Origin of the sequence: Pseudomonas sp. R37(2017), assembly GCF_002113375.1 — a bacterium.
Classification (GTDB): Bacteria; Pseudomonadota; Gammaproteobacteria; order Pseudomonadales; family Pseudomonadaceae; genus Aquipseudomonas.
This window is the reverse complement of sequence record NZ_NEHO01000002.1, coordinates 25138-36763: the sequence shown is the minus strand read 5'-3', so window position 1 is coordinate 36763 and position 11626 is coordinate 25138. Positions and strand designations below refer to the sequence as shown.

At 59.5% G+C, this 11626-nt stretch carries 10 protein-coding genes; 7 read left to right on the top strand and 3 right to left on the bottom strand.

From position 1 onward, the window contains the following. Nucleotides 1–81 precede the first annotated feature (81 nt). Nucleotides 82–726 carry a ribosome biogenesis GTP-binding protein YihA/YsxC gene (yihA, locus tag CAG47_RS03270; protein WP_085723481.1) on the bottom strand — a complete coding sequence of 215 codons (645 nt, stop codon included), beginning with the start codon at nucleotides 724–726 and terminating at the stop codon, nucleotides 82–84. Nucleotides 727–917: 191 nt separating this feature from the next. Here yihA and CAG47_RS03265 point away from each other — a divergent pair, with 191 nt between their 5' ends. From CAG47_RS03265 to CAG47_RS03230, 7 genes are all read left to right on the top strand, one after another. Next, nucleotides 918–1208, top strand: a complete 291-nt coding sequence (locus CAG47_RS03265; RefSeq protein WP_085723480.1) for a cytochrome c5 family protein — start codon at nucleotides 918–920, stop codon at nucleotides 1206–1208. A 45-nt stretch (nucleotides 1209–1253) separates the two neighbouring features. Next, nucleotides 1254–1883, top strand: coding sequence for a cytochrome c (locus CAG47_RS03260; RefSeq protein WP_085723479.1), 630 nt, complete (start codon nucleotides 1254–1256; stop codon nucleotides 1881–1883). 200 nt (nucleotides 1884–2083) lie between these two features. Next, nucleotides 2084–2725, top strand: a complete 642-nt coding sequence (locus tag CAG47_RS03250) for a thiol:disulfide interchange protein DsbA/DsbL (protein WP_085723477.1) — start codon at nucleotides 2084–2086, stop codon at nucleotides 2723–2725. A gap of 15 nt (nucleotides 2726–2740) precedes the next feature. Further along, complete coding sequence (locus tag CAG47_RS03245; RefSeq protein ID WP_085723476.1) at nucleotides 2741–3619, top strand: endonuclease/exonuclease/phosphatase family protein; 879 nt, start codon at nucleotides 2741–2743, stop codon at nucleotides 3617–3619. Continuing rightward, on the top strand, nucleotides 3616–5622 hold the full coding sequence (locus tag CAG47_RS03240) for a diguanylate cyclase (protein WP_085723475.1): 2007 nt from the start codon (nucleotides 3616–3618) through the stop codon (nucleotides 5620–5622). The genes CAG47_RS03245 and CAG47_RS03240 overlap by 4 nt, the downstream gene beginning before the upstream one ends. A 103-nt stretch (nucleotides 5623–5725) precedes the next feature. Further along, nucleotides 5726–6505: an N-acetylmuramoyl-L-alanine amidase gene (locus tag CAG47_RS03235; protein ID WP_085723474.1), complete on the top strand. Its 780-nt coding sequence runs from the start codon at nucleotides 5726–5728 to the stop codon at nucleotides 6503–6505. Between the two features lie 75 nt (nucleotides 6506–6580). Then, a complete protein-coding gene (locus CAG47_RS03230) occupies nucleotides 6581–8194 on the top strand; it encodes an EAL domain-containing protein (RefSeq protein WP_085723473.1) in 1614 nt (537 codons plus the stop codon). Between the two features lie 7 nt (nucleotides 8195–8201). Here the strand turns inward: CAG47_RS03230 and CAG47_RS03225 are convergent, their stop codons facing one another. Together CAG47_RS03225 and algB are read right to left on the bottom strand one after the other, a co-directional pair. Then, entirely contained in the window at nucleotides 8202–9992 is a 1791-nt protein-coding gene (locus tag CAG47_RS03225; RefSeq protein ID WP_085723472.1) for a KinB sensor domain-containing domain, read from the bottom strand. Nucleotides 9993–10002: 10 nt separating this feature from the next. After that, the gene (gene algB, locus CAG47_RS03220; protein ID WP_085723471.1) at nucleotides 10003–11349 is read right to left on the bottom strand and encodes a sigma-54-dependent response regulator transcription factor AlgB; all 1347 of its coding nucleotides are present in this window, start codon (nucleotides 11347–11349) and stop codon (nucleotides 10003–10005) included. Between the last annotated feature and the right edge of the window lie 277 nt (nucleotides 11350–11626).

Below are 11626 nucleotides of genomic sequence, written 5' to 3'. Positions count from 1 at the left end.
ACTTCTCCCTCCCCATACGAAGTCCGGGGTTTTTTTTGCCCGCAGAAAGCTGCCCAGGGCGACCCAGGCAGCTTTTGCTGGTTATTGGGCTCCTGCCTCGGCGCCCTTGTCAGCCAGCTCCATCCAGCTTGCCAGCACTGTGTAGGCTTCTTCCAGGCCCATGCGCTTGGGGGCCGAGAACAGCTGAATCGACACGCTGTCGCCCCAGCCCTTGCGGATTTGCGCCTGAACCTTGAGCAGCGTGTTCTTGGCCGCGCCATAGGTCAGCTTGTCCGCCTTGGTCAGCAGAATGTGCATCGGCATGCCGGCAGCCACGGCCCAGTCGAGCATCAGCAGGTCGAAATCGGTCATCGGATGGCGGATGTCCATCATCAGGATCAGCCCCTTCAAACTCTCGCGCCCACCGAGGTACGCCTCCAGGTGACGCTGCCAGTGTTGCTTGAGCGGGATCGGTACTTTTGCATAACCGTAGCCAGGCAGGTCGACCAGACGGCGTTCATCGTCTAGCTTGAAGAAATTCAACAGTTGCGTGCGACCCGGGGTTTTCGAGGTCCGCGCCAGGCTGGCGTGGGTCAGGGTGTTCAGGGCACTCGACTTGCCGGCGTTGGAACGCCCGGCGAAGGCGACTTCGAAGCCCTCGTCATCCGGACATTGGTCGACTTTGGCGGCGCTGAGCATGAAGGTGGACTGTTGGCACAGACCGAGGATGGGATTCTTGAGTTGCATGGGATTTCCGATGTGGGCGGCGCCTGGAATGGGCGCGGCAAGCAGTGTCGCTTCCGTTTCAGTGACGCCAGTATATAATGCCGCAGATTTTGTGTGCGCTTTGTCCCAGCGTAGGATGAAGTTCACGAGAGCGACAGACCTTGATTGCGCACTAGAACGCAGCACGCTCTCAACCCTGAAAAGGTCGTTTTATGACGAAATGGCTGCTGGCTGCCGGTGTCTTGATGCCGCTTTACGGCGCTCACGCAACACAGGATCCGGAAGCTGTGTACAACCGTGTTTGTGGTGCCTGTCATTCCGGCCAACTACCCATGGCGCCCCGCAAGGGCGATCAGGAAGCTTGGACGCCGAGGTTGGCGAAAGGTATGGAGACGCTGGTGCAACACGTGACCCAGGGTTTCAAGGCGATGCCGCCGCGTGGTTTGTGCATGGACTGCAGTGCCGAGGATTACCAAGCCATCATCCTTTGGATGAGCGAGTAAGCCCGGTCCATAACTCTTAACCCTTAGCCGTAGTTGGATTAGCTGATGAAGAAATTGATCGTGAGTCTGCTGTTGACCGTGGGCATCTCCGGCATGGCCCATGCTGCAGGTGAGGCAGTGCAACCGGGTGATGCAAAAGCCGGCCAGGCCAAAGCCGCCGTATGTGGCGCCTGCCACGGCCCGGATGGCAACAGCATGGCGCCAAACTTTCCAAAACTGGCGGGTCAGGGTGAACGCTACCTGACCAAGCAATTGCACGACATCAAGTCGGGCAAGCGCACTGTTCTGGAAATGACCGGCCTGCTGACCAACCTGAGCGATCAGGACCTGGCGGACATCGCCGCCTACTTCGCCAGCCAGAAAGGCAGTGTCGGCGCCGCCGATCCCAAAGTCGTCGCTCGCGGTGAAGCCCTGTTCCGTGGCGGTGACCTGGCCAAGGGCATGCCAGCCTGCACCGGTTGCCACTCGCCGAACGGCGCCGGCAACGCAGCCGCCGGTTTCCCGCACCTCGGTGGCCAGCACGCTCAATACGTCGCCAAACAACTGACCGATTTCCGCAAGGAAGAAGGTGGTCGTAACAACGATGGCGACACCAAACCAATGCAAAGTATTGCCAAGAAGATGAGCGACGAAGACATCGCCGCGGTGTCCAGCTACATTCAAGGCCTGCACTGAGGCTGGCGGATCGGGCGTTGAACGGGGTGCTTATCACCTGCAACGTTAACGCTCGATTAATCCGTTGCAACGAGTATAAAAAGGGTGGCTTTGGCCGCCCTTTTTTGTGGCCGCTGCCGTTACACTACAGAACTCGAGCCCGCCAGGACCTGTCTGATAACAGGTCGCGCGAAGCGAAAAAATTTGTCCAGGAGTGAAGCATGCGTAATCTGATCATCAGTGCCGTTTTTGCCGCTGCCAGCCTGTTCGGCATGACTGCCCAGGCCGCTGAAGCCCCCGCCGCACCTTATGTAGAACTGAGCAATCCAGTTCCGGTCGCCGTGCCTGGCAAGATCGAAGTGGTAGAGCTGTTCTGGTACGGCTGCCCGCACTGCTATGCCTTCGAGCCAGTGATCAATCCCTGGGTCGAGAAGCTGCCTTCTGACGTCAACTTCGTTCGTATTCCTGCCATGTTCGGCGGCCCGTGGAACGCACATGGCCAGATGTTCCTGACCCTGGAGGCCATGGGCGTAGAACACAAGGTCCACGCTGCGGTATTCGAAGCCATCCAGAAAGAACACAAGAAACTGACCGACAAGGATGACATGGCCGACTTCCTGGCCACACAGGGCGTCGACAAGGACAAGTTCCTGGCCACCTTCGATTCCTTCGCCATCAAGGGCCAGATCGTCAAGGCCACTGAACTGGCCAAGAAATATGAAATCACTGGCGTCCCGACCTTGATCGTCAACGGCAAGTATCGCTTTGACGTAGGCTCTGCCGGTGGCGCTCAAGAAGCCCTGCAACTGGCCGACAAACTGATCGACAAAGAGCGAGCAGCCAATAAGGCGGCCTCCAACTAAAAGGCTTTACCCACCATGCGCCGCTGGGGAAGTGAACGCAGCGTTGGCCTGCATGATCCACGGGTCAACGAGCATCATCTGCAATCGACGGGCCTGCCCGAAGACAGCCGTTTGCGTTTGCTCAGTTTCAATATCCAGGTCGGCATCAGTACCGAACGTTATCGGCATTACCTGACCCGGGGGTGGCAACATCTGTTGCCGCACCCCGGACGCGCCGAGAATTTGCAGAAAATCGGCAACCTTCTCGGCGACTTCGATCTGGTCGCCTTGCAGGAAGCCGACGGCGGCAGCCTGCGCTCAGGCTACGTCAATCAGGTCGAACACCTGGCCCAGCTCGGGGCCTTCCCCTACTGGTATCAGCAACTCAATCGCAATCTCGGGCGCTTCGCCCAGCACAGCAATGGTGTGCTGAGCCGCCTGCGGCCGTGGGCGATCGAGGATCATCCGTTGCCGGGACCGAAAGGTCGCGGAGCGATTCTGGTGCGCTTCGGCGAGGGCGCGGATGCCATGGTGGTGGTGATGATGCACCTGGCGCTCGGTGCACGGACCCGCAGCCTGCAACTGGCCTATATCCGCGAGTTGATCGGCGGCTACAAGCACCAGGTGCTGATGGGCGACATGAACACCCATGCCAGCGATCTGCTGCAAAATTCTCCGTTGCGCGACCTCGGCCTGTTGGCGCCGCAATTGGAAGCAACGTTCCCCAGCTGGCGCCCACAGCGTTGCCTGGACCATATCCTGTTGAGCCCGAGCCTGACCCTGGAAAAGGTCGAGGTGCTGGCCCAGCCCATTTCCGATCACCTGCCGGTCGCGGTAGAGATTCGTCTGCCGGGTTCGCTCACGGCCGATGCATTGCCCGCGTTGAGTCCTGACCCTCGCGGATCCCATGAATGAGCGACGAAGCACAGCGCTGGAAAGAGAAATACCTCAAGAGCATTGAACAACAGGAAAAGCTCGAACGTCGCTGGGACGCTCGGCTCGACTTGCTGCGCCGCGGGCTGGTGCGCAGCACACTGGCGGCGGAAGGGACTGACCGCGCCGTTGACCAATGCATGAAGGAAATGCGCGAGGTCGTGCGTACCGACGATATGGATGCCGGCCTTGCCGCGCTGATTCCACGGCTGGAAAAAGCCGTGCTCGACTCCGAGCAGCGTCGGGAAACCCGGGTCAACCAGACCAGTGCCGCCCTGAGTGCACTGGTCACTCAACTGCAAACATTGCCGCTGCCACGGGATGTGAGCCGGCCCCTCAAGAGTTTCGCCAAGCATCTGGATGCGCGGGTCAGCCAGGCGCGTGAGATACCACTGTTGCTCAGCGAGCTGAGTGGCCTGCAAGGCAAGGCCCTGAGCCAATTGGAGACTCCGACGGAGCCCGGTCGGCCCGGCTTGCTCCAGCGATTGTTTGGCGGTCGTGAAGCGGAGGAGGCGGTGGCAACGGAGATTGCTCCCGCGCCGTCTGCTCCTGTAGCCGAGAGCCCAGCGGCGATTCTCGAGCCGGCCCCGGTCGTGAATGAGCTGGCTGTCTGCGAAGTGCCCGCAGCCGAGCGAGTTGAAGACGAGTCCGAGCCTACCGTCGTTTCGCCTGCTCTGGCAGTCGTGGCTTCTGCACCTCCCGCTGCGGAGCCGCAAGCAGCCAATGCCGCCGTCGTAGAAATCGAATCGGACGAGAGGCCGATCCCGGAAACCATCGAAGCACCTCTTTGGTCACAAGCAAACCCCGACGAGCTGACCGCGCAAGCATCGCCGGATAGCTCGCCTTTGCCTCCGGTTTCGGCGCAAGACGTGGCCGTCGCCGCTCAGCTGCAATCCGAACACGATATTCTCTACGCGCTCCCGGATTCCCCCGAGCCCTCCTACAGTTCGGTGGCCAGCCATATCGAAGACACACTGCTGGGGTTGCTGGAAGACCTGACGTTGCCCGAGTGTCATCGCCCGCAAGCTGAATCCATGCGTGATCGTCTTAAAAACGGTTTGAATTGGTACGAGTTGCTGCCAATTCTCGACGATTTCGCTACCTTGATGCTGGCCATTACCGATAGCGGCCAGCATGAGTTCGAAGCCTATCTGCAACGACTCAACGAGCGTCTCGAATCATTCCAGAGCAACTTGCAGGCCGCCACCGCAGGGCACGCCGACAATCGTTCGGCTGCGCGGCAAATGGACACGCAGATCCGCGAACAGGTCGATGGCTTGCAAAGCAGCATGCAGGAAGCCGCGGACCTGGAAGATCTCAAACACGTCCTGGAAAACCATCTCGAAGGCTTGCTGGGCACCATGGACGAGCACCAGAAACAGCGCGATGAGCGCGAGCAAGAGGTCGCTGCGCGCCTGCACAGCCTGGCCGAACGGGTCGCCCATATGGAGCAGGAGGCCCAGGGCTACCGCGAGCACCTTGAAGAGCAGCGGCAGAAGGCATTGGTCGACCCGCTGACCGGCCTGCCCAATCGTGCGGCCTGGAGCGAGCGCCTGGGTCATGAAGTCAAACAATGGCAGCACCATGGCAATACACTTTTGCTGGCCATGCTCGACCTCGATCATTTCAAGCGCATCAACGATAACTACGGGCACCTGGCCGGTGACAAAGTGCTGAAGATCATTGCCAGTGTGTTGCGCAAGCGTCTGCGCGCAACGGATTTCATTGCCCGGTTTGGCGGTGAAGAGTTTGTGCTGTTAATGCCATCCACGGTGCCGTCGGCGGGGCTGAAATTGCTGGAAAGCTTGCGTGCCTCAATCGAGGCCTGTCCGTTCCACTTCAAGGGAGAGCCGGTGACCATTACCGTGTCTATCGGAATGTCTGCCTTCAAGCTGGGTGAGCACGGCGATCAAGTGCTCAAAAGAGCCGATCAGGCGTTGTACCGCGCAAAAAACGCCGGACGTAACCGAGTGGAGCCGGGTTGATCATTAATTGTTCCATTTTGTTTAATTCGCGGCGATTACCGTCAGCCCGCCAGGCATTACGTTACACTGTTGCATTATTGTCTTGCGTGTACTGCCTTTCGTCATGAAATACTTTGCTCTGATCGCGTCCCTGATTCTGCTGGCCGGCTGCGCCAGCGGTCCCCGTTTTGACACCAGCCATCCTTCAACCAATTACGACAGTCGCGTGCAGTTCGTGGTGGTGCATTACACCAACGCCTCGATGGAGCGTTCGTTGCAACTGCTGACACGCGGCGAAGTCAGCAGCCATTACCTGATTGGTGACGACAAGGGCGCCACCATCTACAAGCTGATGGATGAAAACAACCGGGCCTGGCACGCCGGGGAGAGCGAATGGAATGGCCGGACCTGGCTGAATTCCAGTTCAATCGGTATCGAAATCGTCAACCCTGGCTTCAAGGACACTCCCACCGGGCGCGTGTGGTACCCCTACAGCGAGGATCAGGTTCAGTCCTTGATCGTATTGCTCAAGGACATCAGCAAGCGTCAGGGCATCAAGCCTCGCGACATCATCGGCCATAGCGATATTGCGCCGTTGCGCAAGCTGGACCCGGGACCGCTGTTCCCCTGGAAGCGTCTGGCCGCCGAAGGCCTGGGTATCTGGCCGAACGAGCAGGCGGTGGCGCGGCAGCAGATGCAGTTTGCCGAACAACTGCCGAGCATCAGCTGGTTTCAGGCGCAGTTGGCCCGATTGGGTTATGCCTCGCCACAAACCGGCGAACTCGATGTCGCGACACGGCATGTGATAGCGGCCTTCCAGATGCATTTCCGCCCGGCGCGTTTCGATGGCACTCCGGATGCGCAAACTGCAGCGCTGCTTCTGGTGTTGAATCAGACAAAATAATGACGCCGCCCGACGGTTCGGGCTTTTTTCCAATCAGCAGCTATAACTCATTGGTAATACTTCGGATATTACGCAATGGCCGCTGCTCGAGAGACCTTCCACAGTTGGTTCCATCGCCCCTGGTTTTTGGGGCTGCTGTCGGCTGTCTTGAGCGCAACGTTGTTGATGGCCGGCAGCCTGTTCGTCGCCATTCATCAGGTCGAGCAAAACGAAAGCGAAGAGATGAATGCTCAGGGTGAACGCTTCCTCGCCCGCCTGGAACAGCTCTTCGGGCAACTGCGTGAAAGCCTTGACGATCTTGAAGCGCAACCGTTGCGCGGCTGCGATGCTGAAATGATCGCGACCTTGCAACAGCTTACGTTCAATTATCGCTTCGTCTACGAAGCCGCCTACATGGACTCCTCGCGAATCTGCTCCAATCGCCCTCGTCAGGAAGGGCTGTCGCTGATTCGATCGCCAGACATCAAAGGCCCGACTTACAGCTATTGGCTCAACACCACCACCGAACCCGATGAAAACCGCGCTGCGCTGATGCTCGGACGCGGGAACTTCCGGGTCGCGACTTCTCGCGGGCATTTGACCGACATGGTCGACCTGTCGCCAGGCAGCAGCCTGCTGGTAGTCCTGGACCATGGTGCGCGCGCGATTCCGGTGTTGGGCGCTTCCCAGATATGGCCGCCGGTCGAAGCCTGGCCGCCGAGAAACCGCGATGCGCTACAGATCACCCAGACACGCCTGATATATCGCATGCCCACCGATAACCCGGAATATCAATTGGTGCTGATCACCCCGCGTACCGGCATGCATATCCCGACGGTCTGGTGGTGGCTGCTGCCGGCCAGTCTGGTGCTGGGCATATGCGTTGGGTTCCTGGTGTATCTGCTGGTGTGTCAGCGGCAGTCACTGGACGCCGAACTGACTGGCGCGATTCGTCGTGGCGAGTTGCAGGTGCTGTATCAACCGATCTTCGATCTCAATAGCCGCAACTGTGTCGGGGCTGAAGCACTGCTGCGTTGGCGCAGGCCGGACGGCACCCTGACCAGCCCCGACCTGTTCATTCCGATGGCGGAGAACACCGGGCAGATTCGTCAGATGACGGACTTCGTCCTGCAACGCCTGCTCGAGCAACTCGGCCAGTTGCTGCGTGCCAACCCACACCTGTACATCTCGGTCAATCTCGCGGCGTGTGATGTGACGGTGCCGCGAATCGGCCAGGTGATGGCGCGTCTGCTGACCCTGCACCGCGTCGCTGCGCGGCAAATTGCCTTTGAGGTCACCGAGCGCGGGCTGGTCGATGTGGTGGTGGCCAGGGAAAATCTGCAATCGCTGCGTGATGTCGGGCACCAGGTGTTGATCGATGACTTTGGCACCGGTTACTGCAGCCTCGCCTATTTGCAGACCCTGCCAGTTGATTGCCTGAAAATCGACAAGGCGTTCATTGATGCATTGGGCCATGATGCGGCCAGCAGCGGTGTGGCCCCGCACATCATTCATATGGCCCAGTCGTTGCACCTGAAGGTGATTGCCGAGGGCATCGAACATGAAGCCCAGGCCGAGTTCCTGAGCAGTGAAGGCGTGAAGTTCGGCCAGGGCTGGCTGTTCGCCCATGCTTTGAGCGCGGTTCAGTTCATCGAGTTGATAACCCGCGGGCGACGTCTGGCCGGCCGGCGCCTGGATGACGAAGCCTGACCGCAAGCTAAACGGTCAGCGCCATGTAGAACTGAGAACCATGCCCCGGTCGTGAATAGACCCCCATCCGCCCACCATGCAGTTGCACGATTTCCTTGCACAAGGCCAGACCGAGACCCGCACCGCCCTTCTTGCGACCGACCTGCACGAACGGCTCGAAAATCCGCCCCTGCTGTCCGTAGGCAATGCCTTCGCCGTTGTCCTCGACGCTGATGATGACCCGCTCACCGTGGCGCCGGGCGTGCAGGCGTATCCGCCCGCCGGAACCGGTGTGACGCAAGGCGTTGTCGAGCAAGTTATCGAGTACCCGGTCCAGTTGCGGCTGGTCGACCTGCAGCCGCGGCAAAGGCCCCTGCACTTCCACCAGCAGATTGATTTCCTTCTCTTCGGCCGAAGTGGCAAAGCGTGACTGAGCCTGTTCCAGCAGCGCTTCGATGGAGCACGGCGCCAGGGTGAGTTTCTGCAACCCGTTCTGGTAACGGGAGAAATTCAGCAGGTCATTGATCAACTGCATCAGTCGCTGCATTTCTTCATTCACGGTATCGAGCAGGTCGGCTTCCCGGGAGTCCGGGGCAAAGTGTGTGCGCTCGCGGAACAATCCGAAGGCCATGTGCATACCGGTGACGGGCGTGCGCAATTCATGGGAGGCGCGTAATACAAATTCGCTGCGTACCCGTTCGAAGGCACGCTGTTCCGTGACGTCATGCAGCACCATCACGGCACCGAGGATATGACCCTGGATATGGCTGACCGGGGTCAGGCTATAGGTCAGCAATCGTGACTCGCCATCGACTTCGATACTCAAGTCTTCCGGCGCTCGCTCCAGCGTGCCGCCGCGCAGCACCAGTTGCAGTTGCTCATCGAGTTCGGGGCGCTCCAGCGCCGTGCCCAACCCTTGGCCCAGGCGATCGGACTCCCAACCCAACTGACGCTGGGCCACAGGGTTAAGGTGTTCCAGATGGCCCTGGCGGTCGATCATCAGCAGTCCGTCGTCGATGCTGTCGAGCACGGCCTGCAATCGTTGCTGGCCGGCCAGCAGTTCATCGACGTTGGTGGCCTGATGTTCACGCAGCGCCTGGGCCATGATGCCGAAACGCCGGGTAAGCTGGTTCAGCTCCACCTCCGAAGAAAGCGGCAGGGTGACATCGAAATTGCCCTGGCCAATATTGTCCGCCGCCTTGGCCAAGGCCTCGATGGGCTCGCCGAAGCGCCGGGCGATGGCCTGCGCGGTGACGAAGCCGATGACCAGCACCGCCAGCCCTACCAGGCCAAGTAAACCGGCAATCAGCAGGGCCCGCTCCCGAGCCTGGCGCTCGGTATCGTTGATGTTATCCAGAGCGCGCTTGTGCTCGGACATCAGACCATTGCGCAATGCGTTGAATTTTTCCGTCAGGTTGTCGTGGCTGCCAAGCTCATTCGACGGGTCCGGGGACTTTTCATAAGCCAGGATAAAGCGCTCGTAGTCGGCTTTGGCTTTTCTGAAGCCGTATTCGCTACTCGTTTGCGCCGGCTCCTGGGTGATGCCTTCCTCGAGCAGTTCGAAGTAATGCTGCTTCGAGGCAGCGAAAGCGGCGGCGTCAGGCTTATCGCTGAGCATGATGATCAGTTGATCACCCAGGGTCTGACGCAGCTTGAGGCCAAGGTCCAGAGTGATGAAGTTGTTGCGGATGAGCATTTCCTGGCTGCCGGCCATCTGCATCACGCTGATCAACCCGAGCAAGAGCCCGAGCAGTGCGACGGTGATCAGTGCAGAGATGCTCAGGAAAAGCCGGGTTTGCAATTTCATCGCCAGTTTCATTGGCTATTGCTCACAAATTGTACTGCTTGCGCTTGCGGTACAGCGTCGAGGCGTCGATGCCCAGGGTTTTGGCCGCTTGATCCAGGGTGTCGGCGGTGGCGAGAACCGCGCCGATGTGGGCCTTTTCCAGCTCATCCAGGCTCAGTGCCGCGCCGATGCGCGGTGTATTGTTGACCGGGGTGTCGGTCATGCCCAGGTGACTGATCTCGACCCGCTCCTGAGGACAAATGATGCTCGCGCGTTCGATCACGTTGCGCAGTTCGCGGATGTTGCCGGGCCAGCGATAGCTCAGCAGTGCTTCCCGGGCTTCGTCACTGAAGGCGCGCGCGGGACGGGCGTATTCCTTGACGAAGCGCGCGAGGAAACGATCGGCAAGGTTGAGAATATCTTCGCGGCGCTCGCGTAACGGTGGCAGGTGCAAGGTAATGACGTTCAGGCGATAGAGCAGGTCTTCACGGAAACGACCGTCGCGGGCCATGTCCTCAAGGTTGAGGTTGGTGGCCGCGAGGATGCGCACATCCGCGCGGCGCGTCACCGGATCACCGACACGCTCATACTCCTTGTCCTGAATAAAACGCAGCAACTTCGGCTGCAATGTCAGGGGAAAGTCGCCGATCTCGTCGAGAAACAGTGTGCCGCCATCAGCCTGGTTGACTCGTCCCAGGGTACTTTCGCTGGCACCGGTGAAGGCGCCGCGGTTGTGGCCGAAGAGTTCGCTTTCCATGAGCTCGGCATTGAGCGACGGGCAGTTGATCGTGACGCAGGATTTTTTCGCGCGCTTGCTCCAGGCGTGGATGGCTTGGGACAGCTCGCCCTTGCCGGTACCGGACTCACCGAGAATCAGGATGTTGGCATCGGTCGTGGCAACCTGGCGGGCTGTCTCCAGCACCACTTTCATGGCCGGGCTATGGGAGTCCAGGCCATCCTTGGGCCTGCGCACTTCACCTTCCAGGGCTTCCAGTCGCGCCGACATTTGCCGCACTTCCAGTTGCTTGGCGGTTGCCAGTCGCAGTTGATCGGGGCTGCACGGTTTGACCAGATAGTCGGCGGCACCGGCCTGAATCGCATCCACCGCGGTGTCGACAGCCGAGTGCGCCGTGACGATCACCACCCGCATCCAGGGTGCCTGGATCCGCATCTGGGCCAGCACATCGAGGCCGTTGTCTTCGCCCAGGCGCAAATCGAGGAAGCACAAGTCGAAGACCTGCCGCTGCAACAGGGCGTCTGCCTGCGCGGCACTGGTGGCGGTGGCCACGCTGTAGCCTTCGTCTTCAAGGCAGTATCGGAAAGTACGCAGGATGGCTGACTCATCGTCCACCAGCAGAATGCGGCCTTGATGCTCAGTGGCTGATTCCATTTTCCTACGCTCCTTAATGAATAATCTTTATTGAGTTCTGGAGAAATCGGGCAAGTTGCATGATTGATTCTGAGCCATTCCTGTCATGGCAGAGTAGCTTTCATCCGATTATGGGTTAGCCACCTGATTTGGCCGGTCTTTTATGGTTGCCCGGTTTCCGACAGCGGACGGTGTGTATATCTGACATCCGCGCCCTCCTCTCAATTCAAAAAATTTACGTCTTCCTTCAAATCGATCGTGCAATACGCACGACCGCACAGGAGGCATCGTGCAGGAT

Coding starts and splice junctions, on each gene's coding strand:
- CAG47_RS03225 (WP_085723472.1), bottom strand. CDS start 9,992: ATGAAACTGGCGATGAAATTGCAAACCCGGCTTTTCCTGAGCATCTCT.
- CAG47_RS03260 (WP_085723479.1), top strand. CDS start 1,254: ATGAAGAAATTGATCGTGAGTCTGCTGTTGACCGTGGGCATCTCCGGC.
- algB (WP_085723471.1), bottom strand. CDS start 11,349: ATGGAATCAGCCACTGAGCATCAAGGCCGCATTCTGCTGGTGGACGAT.
- CAG47_RS03240 (WP_085723475.1), top strand. CDS start 3,616: ATGAGCGACGAAGCACAGCGCTGGAAAGAGAAATACCTCAAGAGCATT.
- CAG47_RS03230 (WP_085723473.1), top strand. CDS start 6,581: ATGGCCGCTGCTCGAGAGACCTTCCACAGTTGGTTCCATCGCCCCTGG.
- CAG47_RS03245 (WP_085723476.1), top strand. CDS start 2,741: ATGCGCCGCTGGGGAAGTGAACGCAGCGTTGGCCTGCATGATCCACGG.
- CAG47_RS03265 (WP_085723480.1), top strand. CDS start 918: ATGACGAAATGGCTGCTGGCTGCCGGTGTCTTGATGCCGCTTTACGGC.
- yihA (WP_085723481.1), bottom strand. CDS start 726: ATGCAACTCAAGAATCCCATCCTCGGTCTGTGCCAACAGTCCACCTTC.
- CAG47_RS03250 (WP_085723477.1), top strand. CDS start 2,084: ATGCGTAATCTGATCATCAGTGCCGTTTTTGCCGCTGCCAGCCTGTTC.
- CAG47_RS03235 (WP_085723474.1), top strand. CDS start 5,726: ATGAAATACTTTGCTCTGATCGCGTCCCTGATTCTGCTGGCCGGCTGC.